This is a genomic window from Paenibacillus sp. 481 (assembly GCF_021223605.1).
Classification (GTDB): Bacteria; Bacillota; Bacilli; order Paenibacillales; family Paenibacillaceae; genus Paenibacillus_B.
In genome coordinates this window covers 217,182-233,786 of sequence record NZ_CP075175.1, presented here as the reverse complement: position 1 = coordinate 233,786, position 16,605 = coordinate 217,182, and the positions used below count along the sequence as shown (strand labels likewise).

Annotated in this window: 14 protein-coding genes; 12 read left to right on the top strand and 2 right to left on the bottom strand. The window is 40.1% G+C overall.

What is annotated here, in order from left to right:
- Positions 1-571 precede the first annotated feature (571 nt).
- The 5 genes from KIK04_RS00890 (at position 572) to KIK04_RS00870 (ending at position 8,973) form a co-directional block, all read left to right on the top strand.
- Positions 572-811: an aspartyl-phosphate phosphatase Spo0E family protein gene (locus KIK04_RS00890; protein WP_232276482.1), complete on the top strand. Its 240-nt coding sequence runs from the start codon at positions 572-574 to the stop codon at positions 809-811.
- Positions 777-1,049, top strand: coding sequence for a helix-turn-helix transcriptional regulator (locus KIK04_RS00885; protein WP_232276481.1), 273 nt, complete (start codon positions 777-779; stop codon positions 1,047-1,049). The genes KIK04_RS00890 and KIK04_RS00885 overlap by 35 nt, the downstream gene beginning before the upstream one ends.
- Positions 1,050-1,880: 831 nt before the next feature.
- Positions 1,881-3,245, top strand: a complete 1,365-nt coding sequence (locus KIK04_RS00880; RefSeq protein ID WP_232276480.1) for an NBR1-Ig-like domain-containing protein — start codon at positions 1,881-1,883, stop codon at positions 3,243-3,245.
- 47 nt (positions 3,246-3,292) lie between these two features.
- Positions 3,293-8,326 (top strand): RHS repeat domain-containing protein, encoded by a 5,034-nt coding sequence (locus KIK04_RS00875; protein WP_232276479.1) that lies wholly within the window; start codon positions 3,293-3,295, stop codon positions 8,324-8,326.
- Between the two features lie 11 nt (positions 8,327-8,337).
- Entirely contained in the window at positions 8,338-8,973 is a 636-nt protein-coding gene (locus KIK04_RS00870; protein ID WP_232276478.1) for a hypothetical protein, read from the top strand.
- Positions 8,974-9,088: 115 nt separating this feature from the next.
- Here the strand turns inward: KIK04_RS00870 and KIK04_RS00865 are convergent, their stop codons facing one another.
- A complete protein-coding gene (locus KIK04_RS00865) occupies positions 9,089-10,201 on the bottom strand; it encodes an FRG domain-containing protein (protein WP_232276477.1) in 1,113 nt (370 codons plus the stop codon).
- Between the two features lie 308 nt (positions 10,202-10,509).
- Between KIK04_RS00865 and KIK04_RS00860 the strand changes: the two genes are divergently transcribed.
- Together KIK04_RS00860 and KIK04_RS00855 are read left to right on the top strand one after the other, a co-directional pair.
- Positions 10,510-11,172, top strand: coding sequence for a helix-turn-helix domain-containing protein (locus KIK04_RS00860; protein WP_232276476.1), 663 nt, complete (start codon positions 10,510-10,512; stop codon positions 11,170-11,172).
- A gap of 114 nt (positions 11,173-11,286) precedes the next feature.
- On the top strand, positions 11,287-12,195 hold the full coding sequence (locus KIK04_RS00855; RefSeq protein WP_232276475.1) for a phage/plasmid replication domain-containing protein: 909 nt from the start codon (positions 11,287-11,289) through the stop codon (positions 12,193-12,195).
- Between the two features lie 262 nt (positions 12,196-12,457).
- Here KIK04_RS00855 and KIK04_RS00850 read toward each other — a convergent pair whose 3' ends face one another.
- Positions 12,458-12,664 (bottom strand): helix-turn-helix domain-containing protein, encoded by a 207-nt coding sequence (locus KIK04_RS00850; RefSeq protein ID WP_232276474.1) that lies wholly within the window; start codon positions 12,662-12,664, stop codon positions 12,458-12,460.
- Positions 12,665-12,836: 172 nt separating this feature from the next.
- Here KIK04_RS00850 and KIK04_RS00845 point away from each other — a divergent pair, with 172 nt between their 5' ends.
- The 5 genes from KIK04_RS00845 (at position 12,837) to KIK04_RS00825 (ending at position 16,485) form a co-directional block, all read left to right on the top strand.
- Positions 12,837-13,103, top strand: coding sequence for a hypothetical protein (locus KIK04_RS00845; RefSeq protein WP_232276473.1), 267 nt, complete (start codon positions 12,837-12,839; stop codon positions 13,101-13,103).
- Complete coding sequence (locus KIK04_RS00840) at positions 13,100-13,876, top strand: recombinase family protein (protein WP_232276472.1); 777 nt, start codon at positions 13,100-13,102, stop codon at positions 13,874-13,876. The genes KIK04_RS00845 and KIK04_RS00840 overlap by 4 nt, the downstream gene beginning before the upstream one ends.
- A gap of 227 nt (positions 13,877-14,103) precedes the next feature.
- Positions 14,104-15,342 (top strand): IS110 family RNA-guided transposase, encoded by a 1,239-nt coding sequence (locus KIK04_RS00835; protein WP_232278534.1) that lies wholly within the window; start codon positions 14,104-14,106, stop codon positions 15,340-15,342.
- A 91-nt stretch (positions 15,343-15,433) separates the two neighbouring features.
- Positions 15,434-16,180 (top strand): DUF7587 domain-containing protein, encoded by a 747-nt coding sequence (locus KIK04_RS00830; protein WP_232276471.1) that lies wholly within the window; start codon positions 15,434-15,436, stop codon positions 16,178-16,180.
- Positions 16,177-16,485, top strand: coding sequence for a hypothetical protein (locus KIK04_RS00825; RefSeq protein WP_232276470.1), 309 nt, complete (start codon positions 16,177-16,179; stop codon positions 16,483-16,485). Before KIK04_RS00830 ends, KIK04_RS00825 begins: the two co-directional genes overlap by 4 nt.
- The last annotated feature ends 120 nt before the right edge of the window (positions 16,486-16,605 follow it).

Below are 16,605 nucleotides of genomic sequence, written 5' to 3'. Positions count from 1 at the left end.
GCCACTGATATTATTGCTTTTACCGCTCCTTGGATATTACCTAAATGAAACTGATGAAAGGATTGGTTGGCATGAAAAAATTCTTGTCTAAGATGCCGATTCTTTTTGTAACAGTTTTATCAATTGGGATTGTCTCTGATATCATTGCCTTTACTTCTCTGTGGGTTTTGCCAAAATAAAACGTATAGGAAGGGTTGGGTGACATGGGGAAACTTTTGACGAAGTTGTCGATTATTTTACCCAGTATGGTGTTATTAACAGTCGTAATTATTGGGAATATTATGTTGGATGCTCCTTGGACACTTCCTAGATAAGTATTATTTTTTATGGAAGTAATATGTCTAATCTAATTTTTTATTACTGGTGAATGATAACTGTTTTTGCGAACATATTTACAAATTAAAGATGCCTCAAAAGGGCATCTTTTTTTGTTGGGTGTAATCTGAATTTGATCCAAATGGTTGTCAATTTTAAAACAAAAGTTTCATGGACACTCATACTGCTATTACCTACGAAACTATATTTATGATTGAAATTAACAAATTATTAAAGTATTGGTGGGGGTGAACGCATGATTCCTGCATCTCACTTTATTCGTTGTGTCGGCAGTAATGATTCTCCACAAATAGCAAACATCCAACAGCTAAGAGAAAAGCTTGTTCAGGCGGTAGACGAACATAAGAGCTTCACGGCTCAGCCTGTCGTTCAACTTAGTCAAGAGCTTGATGGTTATATCCTCGAATTTCAAAAGTATTCTTTACGAAGGGAGGTGAAAAATGATGAAGCATCGCAAATGGCTCATTCTATGTAGAGGATGTAAAACCCAAAAAGAAGTAGCGGTACTATCAGGCATTAACCGAAGCTCCTACTCGAACATTGAGACGGGAAGGCGCGATCCAAGTGTTTCTGTAGCAAAACGAATAGGACAAGTCCTTACTTTTGATTGGAAGCGATTTTTCGAAGAAAGTGAGATCAAGGATGAAAGAGAAAAGACTATGCTTACGGCTAATAAGCACAGTCTCCTTACAAAATTACCAACTCAATCATAATTCATTTTGCATGGAATAGGTTGTTTCCATTTTACACACAATCCACCATCACGGCTCAACTTCCAACTTTGTACACCCTGCAAATACCCGTGTAATTCCTATATAACAAACGATTGGATAGGATAGAGAGCGAACTAAATATTCCAAATGGGAAATGATTGTGAGGCGGTTATATTGCGTATCCAACATCATGAACCGCCTACAGCATCGTACATTACGAAGTGAGAGCTTGCTTGTGCCAAATATTTTTGGTGAATTATATGTTGGTCGATTTACATTTTACCCGCCTGCGAGCAAGAGGGAAATTAGAGCGGTTACTAATCGTTTTAAGATTCAGCTGTCGGATGAATACATCTGATTCCTGAAATGCTGCAATGGCACAATCCTATTTAATATTGGGGTGGGTATGTGTACTGAAATATATGGATACACAACACATCTCGAATGGTCTGTTCCATGTTGCTGTCGTTGAACAGGTCAACCTTTGAGATTGCACGTTTCTGACTTTAGAGTGAAATGAAACCATTCAAACGGGGCATTATCAGCGGGAGTTCCTTTGTGGGGATCTCTCAAGATAATGCCTTTTTATTGCTAATTAATGATGAGGTCACTTCCTTTTTCCTGTGGGATCTTGACGGTTTTTTGCCATCAGCTAACGCTGATTAAATTTCATTTTTATTATATCTTAGGGAATTAATGAAACTTCCTATATATTTTAATAGTGCTAATTAAATCTAATAAAAGGAGGAATTCATTTTGAAACCTAATAAAGGATAATTAGATGTAGAGCTAGCATCAAAGTTGAACAAACGAAAATGAGGAGAGTAGCCAATGAACACATTTTGGATGAAATGGATAAGTAGCTTTATGTTGGTTGTTTGTGTAGGTATGATTCCTAACGTTGTGCTTGCAGATTCTACACAGGCGCAGCAAACGGAACTCGTTAATTCTGAAAATGCTAACACCGCCCATGCAGCTCAAATCATATCGCATACAATTCCTGATCGAATGGTCGCTAGGGAGTTATATCCGGTGTCAGTAACGGTTAAAAACACAGGGAATCTGGAGTGGACAGAGAAGCAATGGTTCCGTCTTGGTGCGGTAGGTGACAGTGATCCTCTGTCGTGGCAAGGGAGAATAGTGATTCCGAATGATAATAAGATCCTAAGCGGCCAAACCTACACGTTTCATTTTACAATGCAAGCACCTACTCAGAAAGGTGTATATACGACCGATTGGAGAATGGTGCAGGATGCTGTTACGTGGTTTGGAGAAACGCTTACGTTGAATGTACAGGTTCTAGGTGCGGAGGAACCGATTGTTTCGCATACGCTTCCAACTGGGTTGCTCGTAAATGAGAAGAAATTGGTCTCTATTAAAATTAAAAACACATCAAATGAAATATGGACTACGGATCAATTGTCGTTGCAAGGTCAAGGGGCGGCAGCCTCCTTTCAAGCGGGACGAGTGAAGCCGCAGGCGGGCATTTCGATTAGGCCAGGGGAGTACTATACATTTGAATTTCCTGTTGTTGCTCCACAGCAATCAGGCATTTATCCGTTAGCTTGGCAACTTTTTAAGGGAAATGTAGCGATTGGACTGGCGTTGTCTACTTCCATTCAAGTGAGTGCCCCTATGATGACCTCGCAGTTGCTGTATGATAAAAACAATCAATTAACTGATGTCATTTCGTTAGACAAAAGAATGCATATGAAATATGATGCGCAGGGCAATATGATGTCAACATTAACGACGAAAAACCTCGTTCCGAATCATGATTTTGAGCAGCATGACCTACATTGGTATATGAGCAATCATATGAAGGTAGGGACTCATTTTGCTAATAAAGGATCGCAAATTCGTTTTCATTCTACGGAAGCAGTGGTGGGTACGACTTCAGAGAGTCCTATGATTGCGGTCACGCCCAATACTCAATATGTACTTAAGTTTGATTTCTTAAATCGATTGAGTAAAGGTTCTTTTTACGTCGATACGATCGAGTTAAACGAAAAAAATGCTGTTATTTATGACGGTATCGCAGTATTAGCTAACAAATACGGAGAGTGGAGTTCAAATTCGATCACGATTACCACGCAGCCTACTGCTCGAAAAATAATTGTGCGCGTTGTCGCGGATTCACAAGCAACAGGCGAGGCATTTGTTGATCAAATCGAGCTGCGTAGAGTCGTAAATTGAAATTGAATAAGTTCATGAGTTCATTATCATATGAAGGAGTACGTAAAGTGAAAAAATATATCTCTGTTATTCTCGCAATTGCACTCGTTCTGACCAGCCTACCGCTCGCTCCAGCAGAAGCAAGACAGGCTGCGAGCCGTACAGCGGCGAAGTCTTTGTCGTCTGTGACTCAGGCGGTCTATCCACCTTCTTTCAAGTTGAATTCAACCGATCAAACGATGAACGCAGACGATCTGGATAACCTGATTACGGTCACCTCTGTGACGTATCAGTTCGATGTCAACCGAGATTGGGTCCTTCAAGAAATGGCGAAGGGCTACCAGCTTCATCATATTTACCAAGGCTTAGAAAAGAAGCAGCAGGGCAACTCCTACGAGAAATTCATGACAGCTCAGTACCCCAACCTTCCACTAGATCCAGTAACCCTACACAACACGAACTTGAACCATATGAACAAAATAAAGAGTGTAACGGACGCGGTCTATGCCAAGGCGAAGGCTGTACCTAAACCTAAGCCTATTCTGGACAAGGCAAGCGCCAACTCTGTCACGGACCACGTGTACAGCTTGCAGGACGGGCTATTTAACACAAGTCCATATGATCAAATTGCACTCAAACAGAGAGCGCATAAGCCCGATCAAGCGCCTTATACCATCGGCTCGGACAATGAGCAAATCTCGACGATCGACGGTTCGCTGCAAGTATCCGCCACCGATTTGGTCATGTCCGGTGCTAATGGCATGGGATTTGCGCTTCGGAGAGTGTATGACAGCAGCCGCGCGAAGGATGATATCTACGTCACCAATGATACCAACAGCACGCGTCCTACTCCTGAAGATGAATTGCACGCGTTAGGAAAAGGGTGGATCTGGGATATTTCCTATATCCGAAATGCCTGGAAAGTGAATGAAGAGCGTTCCATTTACATCGCAGGTGTCGGCTCCTATCCCCTTGGCGATCCTCATGGGATCAATAAGCTATCGTTGCTCGGTTATCCTTATAAGGACTTGACGTTTGATACTGCAACCGAAGAAGAGAGATTGGTCACCAAAATAAGTGGTAAAAGACCAGATTCTGTCCTGAAGGATCATAAAAGTGGCATCAAACAATATTTTAGCTTAGACGGTAAGTTGGTTCGAATGGACGACAAGTTTGGCAACTGGGTCGAGTTTATGTATCAAGGGCCCTCTCTGGAAGAGGAGGTGCTTTGGTTTATTGTCAGTTCTTCCAAAGACGGAAAGGTTAATAACCAAATGTGGTTTGCTTACGATAAGATCAATCATACGGTGACAGTAAGCATGGATGATAAGAAGGTTATTTATAAGAAACGTAAAATCGGCGATGGGCCAAACGGAAAGTTTCGTGAACTGGAAGTGCTAGACGAGGTTATTGACCCTCTAGGTCGTTCAACGAAATACGGATATCGAGAATGGAATAACTTGCAGTTTAATCTGATGGAGAAGTACCGTTACGTAGGCCACCCTTCCGAGAAGCTTGAAACGTATGGACAGAACAAAGCGATCTTACTGACATCTATCGAGCATCCGACCAAAGCGCTCTCTCAATTTGGCATCCTCGGTGCATGGGAAAAGAGTATTGGGCCTTATGCGGTGGAACAAAGCATATATTATTCCTCCCGACACGTGTCGTACAGTTCGGCCTCCCAGACGAAGATGAACTCGACCGCGCTAACGTATAAAATACACGGCAGTTCCAAGTATGACGAAAAATATACGTTAACGACGACTGTAGATGATGGCTTGAAGTCAACGATGCACACGTATGAGCGACGGCCTGCTGGTTTCTATGAACCACCTAAGGTTTTTAATACTGAGGTGGTAAGTAAGGTAAACAACACGAACCAATCGAAGCGTGTCCAGTACAGCTATGAGAGAGAGAAGCCGAACCCAACGCGGATGGAGGAAAGCTTTCAGGACGGTGCTCTTCATGCACCTAAGAAGACGACCGTCCGACAATATGATACCGCCGATTGGGGCTTGGTCGTATCGGAAACGAACCCGCTTAACGTAACCAACCGCTACGACTATTCGTTGCCGGCAGCTACGATTTCCAAAAGGGTTGGACGCGCGTTACTAAGCAGTGTTCAAGCGCTGAATGCGCAGACACAGTTGGTGACCGAGTACAAGTATGATCCGAACCATGGCGAGATGACGCAAATGCTCAGCAAAAATAATCAAGGTGCGTTATTGCAGCAGGTTCAGCGGGAATACGACCCGAATGGAAATCCGATCACGGTTCGGATACGGGGAGAGCAACAGGATACCGTCGTCAAGCAGGAGTTTAGCCCACAATTGGGTGCTTTCTTCCCGACTAAGCAAACGGTGGATGTCAAGAATGCAGAGGGTCAGGTGACGACTATTGTGAAGGAGGCCGACTATAATCGGTTCACGGGAGATATGATCTCCTACACCGATGGCAACCGTCACGCGACAACGTCTACGTATGATAAACTAGGAAGAGTCATCGCGGAGAAATACCCAGACAATACCCAAACGACAATCGTGTACAATGATGTCCAGAACACGATTACCGTCACCGATCCACGGGGCCATGTCACCGAGAAGGCTTTTGATCCGATCGGTAACCTTATCCGGGAGACAAACGGTCGCGGCACGGCGCATCATACGTATGATACACACGGGAGACTGCTCCGCAAAGGGACAGTCACGGGAGCTGGGATCGATTATGTCTATGACGCTTGGGGCCGAGTCATCAAGGAAACCGCAGGTAGCCAAGTGAAGCAATACGAGTACAACGACATTGTGAACACGAAGGTCAGCATCGACGGAGTAGGCAACAAGATTCGAGAAACGTATGATGTGCTAGATCGTGTTGTAAAAAGAGAAGAGCTCAAGCCAGCAGGAGCAGTCGTACTGGCCCAGTACACGTATGACTTCGTAGGCAACGTCGTCTCGATGCTTGATGCCAAAGGCAACGAAACCAAATACGAGTACGATTCCTTAAGTCGCTTGACCGCTGTCATTGACGCCGATGGAAAAAAGGTGTCCTACACCTACAATGTAGCCGGAAATTTGGTTCAGATTCAGTATGCAGACGGAACCGTACTCAAGAAGAAATACGACGAAATCGGCCGCCTGATCGAGCAGATCGATCCGAAAAACTTGAGCAAGCGATTCTATCACGATGCGAACAACAATTTGGTCAAAAGCATCGACCGCAAAGGTCAGGTTCATCAGTTCGGCTACAGCAACCGTAACTTCCTCACGAGCAGCACGACGCCAATCCCAGAAGAAGGCGTTACGTATGCGTATGATGAGGGCGGCAATCGCATCGCAATGACCGATGCAACGGGGACGACGAGATATGCGTATTTTCCAACGGGAGAATTGCGAACGATCACGTATCCCGACCAAACCACGTTGAGCTATGAATACGAGGCGAGAAGCTTACGAACGAAGCAAAACGTAACGACGCCGACGTTTAGCTCGTCGATGACGGTGAACTACGGCACGATGTTTTCGCATCCAACGTCGTTGCAAGTCACCGATCGCAACAATTCGGCGCTAGCCACGATGAACTACACTTACGACAAATCCGAGACGAACTTAGCGAAGCTAAGCATGTCCAACGGAATCACCGAGACCTACACCTACGACGGCTTAAATCTAGCCCACATCCAACAGCATCAAGGCGCGACACCATTTGGGCAGTATCAATACAGCTACGACAACAATCGCAATATCACCAGCAAAAATGAAAACGGCACGCCGTTCACCTTCACCTATGACAAGCTCAATCGCATCCAGACGAACAGCCAGTTCAGTGAGACGTACACCTACGACGCACGTGACAATCGCAGTACGCTAACGACGGCCAATCCACCTGTGCAGAAAGGCGCCCAATACAGCTATGACTCCCGCAATCGCTTAACACGTGCAGTTATCGAAGACGGCAACGTTGTCACGTACCGCTACAACGGCGACGGCCTGATGGTCGAGCGCAGCCAAGCTGGCGAGACCACCCGCTACTACTACGACGACCGCAAAATCATCGTCGCGGAAGGCAAAGTCGAGCCTAGCGGAACCGTTACGATCACGTACGCCTATGCTCATGACCCAAAAGGCCGCTTACTAGCTCGCCAAGTCGCGAGCACCAATCAAATGCAATACTACGTGACCAACGGCCACGGTGATGTCACTGAAATTCGCGACAGCCAAGGAACTGTGCTGAACACATACACATATGACATTTGGGGCAAGCCGCTCACCGCGTCGGAGCAAGTGCCGAACATTTTTCGCTACTCGGGCGAGTATTGGGATAGCGCAACGAATCTTCAATACTTGCGTTCTCGTTGGTACGATCCGAGTATTGGGCGATTTACTACGGAGGATACGTATGAAGGTAAAGCTAACAATCCGTTAAGTTTGAATTTGTATACCTATGTTCACAATAATCCGCTTAAATATACAGATCCGACTGGAAGATGTGTTTGGGATGCTTGTATAGCAGAAGGTGCAGCGATCAGTTGGGGGGTTATAGCTGCTGCTGCAAGTGTCGGTGTTATAGCTGCATTTGTTGATGATTTTTTATTTGGTAATGAACCATATCCAGTTTCTCAAAATCATTCAATTCCTAAAAGTGCTGCACAAGCCAATAAGTTAGCGGATACTTTGACAGCGGAATTATCGAATGCTTCTGATTTAAGAGATTATGATAAAAGAAGAAAGAAAACAGAAGTTTATTTATGGGGAAATAATACTCCAAATAACTTAACACCTCGTTTATCCGATATTGAGGGATGCAGTACGAATGCTAATTGTGGATTATCAATGTCTTTATTGAAACCTAAAGAGGGCAGTTATGTTGTTTTTCATTTGCAAGATTTATTGTTAAGAGGATTTGAGGCATACAATGATACAAAAAAACATGTCACTGTACGGCCAAGAGGTAATGCAAATCAATCAAGTATCGGTTTACTTAAAGAATGGACTTCTTCACGCTTTGGTGTAACACTAAATGATTTTAATAAAGGTAAGAATAACTCACGGTACACCAAAGAATTGCAAAAGCTTATTATTGATATAGTGAAAAAAAGATAAGGGGGGATTGGATGAGTGATAACGGTGTTATAAACCACTTTTTAACCAATTTTAATTCAAATAACCTGCAAGACTTTTTGAAGTTATTTGAATTGTTACAACAAGCTTACCAAGAGCACGATGAACATGCTGATTTGTTGATAAACTTTTTAAGCTCACACGATGAAAAGTTAGTTTATCCACTCGTGTTTTATATATCAAATGAATATGACGTGGATAAATACTATGAACATTTTTCAAGTATGTTTGAAAACCTTCAGGAAAGTCAATTGAAACAAATCGAAAGAAACATTATCGAAAATACCCCTTTTCATAATGAGTTGAACCTTGAGGCTGTAAGACAATTATTGCAGCTTGGAACTCAAAGAACAGAAGATTGGAAAAGGATTTTGGAGTGTGAGAAACAATATGCAGAAAACAGAATGAGAGAACTGCAAAATCGTGCCCAACTCAATTATCAAGACTTAATTAAGTTTGGTAGACATTCTCTCATGGGAATGAGCTATCATCTCAAATATAAGTATCAAGTTGAGCAATCTAGTTTTAATATTTGGTTAGAAGAGAGCGATGAATACAAAGTAGTATTACAACAAGCTTTGGATGGGTATGTGGGCGAAATCAATGATATAATGAGTGCTTTAAAATAAGCAATTGTATTTGACTTTAAAAAATCATCCCAATTCACAGAAAAGTGAGTGGGATGATTTTTATGTTTATTAATTAAAATTTTTGATGAAACCAGTTTAATTAATAAAGGTTTTGTCAGGTGAAATTTTTCTTGATGTAAGAGGCTACATTATCATAATCTCCATAAATAAACTTTTCATTGATTCCGATGAAATCAAGTTTTTTATAGATTTGTTTTTTATTTTCAACTACGATAATTTTGTCCGGCCAAACTCTTTGTCGTGCTACTATTTGGGCATTATATACTACTTCAACGTAGTTTAAGTAAGTTTGATATATAAATAGTCCTTGTTGATTACGACCACGTTCAAAGGTCAAAATGGGAGCGTATTTGAAATTAGGCATGATATTAAACCACCATATAGGCTCTGTTAAGTCTAATATTTCTTTTAAAAACCTTTGAAGGTATATTGTATATAAAAAAACTTCATAAGAAATATTACTATACGCACTTTCTATCTGATTCAGTAGGTTTTTAGCTTCTTCACTATCATTCACAATATCAATAACATATTTCCGTATCTCCCATTTATATTCTCCTTTACAATAGGGAGTGAATCTTTTAGGAATAGTATTTTTTAAAAAGCCATTACCAAAATGGTAATGGTAATCTTCGTTTAGCGTTTTTAAGTATGTATAAAAAGGGTATGGTTTCTTTTTTTCAAACTCTAAAAATAACTTATACATATCAAGCAAGATATTATTTCTGTTATGAGCATATAATTCTAAAAGATTGTCATCTTCATACTTTGCTAAAATCTTTGTAATATCAACAAAATGATCTTCAAATAAATACACATAACCTCTTTCTTCGTCATATCTTTCACCAGTTGGATTTTTATAGTTTTGACATGCAAAATACAAGGCAACTAGTGGAGAAGTAGATACATCAATGAGGTTTGTAGGAATTCCATGATGTTGTGAGAAAGCAGTGAAATGTGTCCGTTCATCACTTGATAATTTATGCCAAACTTCACGTTTGAATTGATTTTGCATTTCCCTAAAAGGGTATATAGCATCTCCTCTTAATGCTGATGATGAGGTTTCATCGTAATTAGTTGGTTCTCCTCTAAATAAAAAATCTCTATATTTCCCATCTGTGAATAGTCGAATATAACTAGCTAAATCCTTCACAACTATTTCTTTAGGAACCGGAAGCCCCTTTAATTTACGTTTTGAGAATCTCATGTTAACCCCCAATATGCATTAGAAATATTAATGAATTTTGGATATAAAACAGCTACCTTCACTTTAATTATAATATCCACTAGAGACTAGTACTAATAATATAATTAATACATTTCATTGTCGTACGATGTTTGTTAAACCAATTGCTTTCAAGTGAATATAAATTGCCTTATATTAAGCTCGTGTCAACTACACTACGACTAACCATCGTAGTGTGGTTTTTTTGTGAAGATAATGTAAAATAATAGTTGACGACGATCGACGCCAGATGATATATTGTCATCAAATCAAGTTGCGGAGGGATACATATGATAGGTCTTGAATACATCGTCAAGTTATATCACATTTCATACGCAGGGTTATCTGAAAAGCTGGGGCTTACGCCATCTACGGTGAAAGATTGGATAAGTAAGCGTAGACGAATACCGACAGCTAAAATAGAAGCGCTGTCTAAGTTATTCAATATTGATAAGGAATACTTTCAAAAAGAATTAACTAAAATCGAAGAAATCGAACTTGAGTTAGATTACTTGAATCGGATCTCTAAACGGGATTCTATCGAAATAGTTGATACTACACCTGATGACAATGGAATTGAACAAGAGTATCTTAGAGAAATTGATGTGTATCAAGCAGAGAAACAAATGAAGTATGAAGAACTTAAGATTGAAACACTGAGCTTGAAGTTAAAAGAGGCACTGTATTATGAGCTTTTTGATGAAGAGAGAGGAGGTAAAGCGCTTGAGATATTAAATAACCTATCGGGTATTTTAAATGAATCTGCTTCAAAAAAGATGGATGATAAACAGCAACAAGAATGGTTTGATAAGCAGAGACGGAGAGTAAATGCATTGCGTTCAATGGTGTATCTGATGTCGTTGGGATTTTACGCATGGGACGAAGAGGAAGTAAACTTTCAAACAGAACTGCATGCGCTATTAAAGAAGTACGATTTGCTTTGGTCGGAGTAAGAAGGGATGTCGTCCATCCCACTTTTCTTATAACATATCAAATTACATCCAAGATTTTGGAATAGCATCAAATAAACATAAAAAATATATATCAAAATAGAAAGAAGGTTATAGATGTTCGATACGATAGTCCTTAAAGCTTCTGGAATCCCTTTAAACGAAGAATCCATTACACGACATACATCTATCTTATCCAAAGCTACTACGTATCTGAATCGTGATACTAGAGCATTACATACGAATTATGTCATGCATGACGAACAGATACCGTATATAAAGTATGCAGATATGAGTCACACAATAGAACTGCAATTATCTATTCCAAAGTTTTTATATGGTCATAATATAGCTCTCATAACGGAAACAGATATTCAAACATTCTTTAGTAAACTGCAAGAGCGTTTATATGAATTATTTTCAATTAAAGTTAATCATTTAGATTGGATCGTCAAACGAATTGACGTGTGTAGGAATTTTCAAGTAGATAAACAGGTTAGCGACTATATACGAATGTTAGGCAAGCAAAGGTTTGCTTATAAGAATACGAATCTCACTAACCAAGATGAAACGGTTACGTTCTCTAACAAAAGCAGTAGTATCATGTTCTATGACAAACAAAAAGAAGTGAAGGACAAAAAAGGATCTAGTGACCTTGTCAAACTAGCAAAAGGAATCTTACGGCTAGAAATTAGACCAAGCTATAACGATTTAAAAAAGTATTCACCTAAGAGAAAAGCAGTCGAACTCCTATGTCCTTCGTTTTCAGATGAGGTCATAAATAAAGCCCTAAGAAACGTTAAATATCCCTCCGAAATAATCAGCCTAGACTTAGCTTGGTTAAAGGAGAATAAAGAGGACATATCCAAAATTGAAATGTATCTAGGTTTTCAGACTTTGTTAATGATGTATGACGAATCAACGTTACGAGAAATATACACACCGTCAACGTTTGCAAATCGAAAGAGCTTAATAAAAAAAATGACAATTCCCCAAGGGAACTGTCTAAAGCCATTGATAAGTTAAAATACATATCTGCACTAATGGACACGTTATTTTGCCGATAACGATAAAAATCATAATATGCTAAATAAAGTATTGAGAACTCACTCTTTATATGAGTTGAAATGATACAGAAATCAAACGCTCGTCTTCTAAAAATGTTACGACATACGATACCCATTTATCGGTGGTGGGGGATAGTTTAAAGCATTTATAGTCATTGGAATTTACAAAAAGGGCTGTACATACCCAGCGACCGAATCATATTGAAAATAGACAGGGTTAGTTAATTATCTTCCAATACAAGAAGTTCGTGAAGTGGAACATCAAGTGTCTTACAAATCTGCTCTAGTGTATCAAAGTAAGCAGCATTAAGTTTATCAGAGCAAAGATGACTTACTGTGCTTGGTCGAACATTCATTCTACGAGCAAGTTCTCGTTGACTGATTCCACGTTGCTCAAGTATTTCTCTAAGGCGTAATCGAACTGGCATACGAATCCTCCATATTAGTTTACCGTTACAGGTAATTAAAAATCATAGAAATTATAACATGTATATTTCATCAAAACTATTGAATGTAACGGTATTCCGTAATAGAATAAGATAAATAACGGAATACCGTTACATTAATCTCAATTATCGTAACGGAGGGGGAGGAAACAGTATGAATCATCTAATCGAGAAGCTGGAACAGTTATATGCAAAAGAAGCTGTTCTTGATGAACGATTGTCAACTTGTCTTGCTTATCAAACTGCAATCTTAGATTTTACGATTCAAGAAGGTTATCGTTCTCATCGTACAGTTATAGAAGACATTATGTTCGCTGTTCATCGCGTTGAAATGGACTTACGCATGGAAAGTTGTCGCCTCAAGCTAGAAAAGGTACTCCTTTCAAGTGAGATACGGTCTACGGAAGGGGCAACAACATGAATGTTATCGGTTATGTCAGAGTTTCAACAAGTGGACAAGCCAAGGATGGTTACAGTTTAGAGTATCAGCAAGATGAAATTCGTTTGTATTGTCAGGAACAAGGTTGGAACTTGCTTCACGTATTCACAGATGAGGGTATCAGTGGAGCGAAGGTTGATGAAGATACCCTTGAGGTGGACAGAATTGGCTTCCAGAACATGCTAGAAGCTCTATCTAATCAATCCGTAGATGCTGTCGTAGTCCTCCATACAAGCCGTTTATGGCGGTCTGACATCGTGAAGGTTCTTGTCCATCGAGAGTTCAAAAAATACGGTGTAGATGTCAAAAGTATTGAACAGCCTACATACTCGATTTATAAGAAAGACCCGAATGATTTCCTCATCAATGGATTAATGGAATTGCTTGACCAGTATCAGCGTTTAGAAATTGCCCTCAAGTTAGGCAGAGGACGGAATAAGAAAGCACAGAAAGGCGGTTATGCAGGAGGGAGAGCGGCATTCGGTTACCAATCTCGTAGAGGGCATAAACGTATTGAAGTCCATGATAAACAGGCTCAAACGGTAAAAAGACTTTTTGAAATAAAAGAACAATTTCCGACATGGTCATTATCAGAACTGGCTTCACAACTTAACCAAGAAGGCTATACCACGCAACAAGGTAAATCTTTCACCAAAGTACAAGTTAAACGCATTTTAGATCGTAAAGAGTTATACCAAGGCTTATATCGCTATGGTGATATTCAAGCAGTGGGGGTTCACCAAGCCATTATATAAATGAAGCAGGAATAAACATTCGCTAACGTATCATTGCGGCTTTGTCCGCTCGAACTGAGGATGCGAGTTTATTCAATAAAGTTGTTTCAATACGGATTCATATTGGATGGTTACGTATGGGTTGGAAATCTGCTTACGTATCGTTGTGGCGGCGTTCACTTGAACGGAGGATGCAGTTCTAGCCTATCCATAACCATCCAAATCATAAAACTACGGAGGGATTGCCAATTATACAACCAGATAAATATATTTACATAGGAGTAGATTTACATAAACAACATCATACTGCTGTCATTATTGACTGTTGGGGTCATAAACTAGGTGAAATTAAATTCGATAATAAGCCGTCATCTTTTCCGTTGTTTGTGAAAGAAATGAAGAGGTATGTTAAAAAAGGAATGTCTGTCGTCTATGGCTTAGAGGATGTAGGCGGCTACGGCAGAGCATTAGCGGTTTACTTAACAGAGAATGGTCACTGGGTGAAGGAAGTGAACGCCAAGCTAGCTAATGCTAGACGTAAAAGCCATGTCACCGTTCAAAAGTCTGATAGTTGGGATGCGGAATGTGTAGCTAAGGTATTAAGAGAAGAATTACCCCATTTACCTGATGCGAAGCCTATAGATTTATATTGGGCAATCAGTCAACTTGTCACGCAACGGAAATGGCAAGCGAAGAACTTGTCAGGCTTGGTGGTGCGACTTCATCAACAACTAGGCTATCACTATCCAAGTTACAAGAAATTTTTTTCTGAAATAACGGGGAAAACCGCGTTAGACTTCTGGTATACGTATCCTTCACCTAGACATTTAACAGGTGTGAAGGTGGAACAGTTGGCCTCATATTTACGTCAATTAAGCAACAATGGTCTATCAACTAAAAAAGCGGAGCAAATATTATCTTTGGTCGTCAATGACGGTGATACATATCGTGATTTTCAAGACAGACGGGATTTTATGATCAGGCAATTTGTCCGTAATATTCGATTCACTCAAGATGAGTTGGAGCAAACGGAGAAAGAGATTAAAGAACTCATGCAGGAGCTTGGTTTTCAGCTTGAAAGTATGACAGGAATTAATGTGGTCACGGCTGCTGAGTTGGTAGCAGAGATAGGAGATATTCACCGATTTTCTACTGCTGACAAACTAGCACGCTTTTCAGGAATAGCCCCGATTATATGCGGTTCAGGGAACAAAGTAAAGAATCGTAAGAGTAAGCAAGGAAATCGAGTATTGCACGAAATTATTAAAGGTCTTGCCGCCCGTCAAATTATTACAGCAAAAAATACGAAAGTACCACGAAATCCATACTTCCACACGTATTATGAACAACGAATAGCAGCAGGAAAGACCAGACGACAAGCGATAGTTTGTATTATGCGTAAACTGGTCAACGTCATTTATTATTTGATGAAAACGAAAGCGGCTTATGTAATGCCGATAGTTAACGAGGAGAAAGTAGCAATTTAATAGAAGGTTATAGATGGGCGGTGATTAATAGAGTCATCGTCCATTTTCACAAAAAGTACGCTTTATAAACTAGGATACGTATGAAGGTAGTTTGGGAAGTACATTAAGCTTAAATCTATATACCTATGTGCATAACAATCCGTTGAAATATACTGATCCAAGTGGCTTTGCTCCAGTAGGACCTGGTAAAGGTTCGGTTTTTGATCAAAACCAATGGAAGTATTTAAGTAACCTTGCACAAAGGGGAACGGAAAGACAGTCGAAGTGGGCAAATAAGCAGATAAAAAATCAGTTATACTATAAATCACAAAATAACGCTCAGAAAGGCAGTACTATGGCTTTACCCGCGGCAGGTGCTGGTGGAGGAATTGCTGCTGGAGCATATGCTGCGGCTGCACGCATAGCAGGAACAATTGGAACGCTTTTATCAATAAGTGGAAGTTCATCTGAGAGAGAACGAGACCGTCAAAATATGGTCTATAGGGCGTTAACTCCTTCAGATGCAGCTTCTTTGGCTGCTGGTAAAGGAATCTCAGCAAGAAACCCTAAAGGTACAGTCTCAATAACAAATCACATCATGCAAAGTGATGCAAAAAATAGTCCTTGGATATCAACAACTAAGAGTCTTTCCGTTGCAACTGGTCGATATGGTTCTGGCAATGGCATAGTAAGTATTGATTTAAGAAAGGTCACAACTAAAGTAGTTTATGCACCATTGGAAATTCCTACAGACGGTAATATGTATGATGAAATGGCTCTTGAGATGGCGCAACGAGATCAAGAATATTTAATTCATATGTATATTCCGCAATCTGCGATAACGGGGTATGTAGAATGAGCGATGTGAATTTGTTGGAAAAAGATATGGAACCTTTAATTCAAAGAATTATCGTGGAATTAAAATTAGAAAAGACAATTGATGGCTCCGCACTTGCAAGCTTAAACGACAAACTAAGTGTATACAAAACACAAATTAAAGAACAGAACGTTATACCTCGTTCTTTCGTCGGAAAGCTGTTTTATTTGTTCAGCACTATGGTTTGGCACGCTCAATACGTGAACTACAGAGATGACATTATGTTAGAAGTTTTCCGATTAAGAACTTGTCTTCTAAGTGTATTTGACGAGTCAAATTTCGGATGAGTTAAAGTTTACCAAAATATATTCTACAGTGATCTAACTAAATACTAAAATATGTGTGCTGTTACATTAGGTAATTGAGAACCTTGATAGGAGATCTCTCCGAATCAAGGTTCTGCTTTG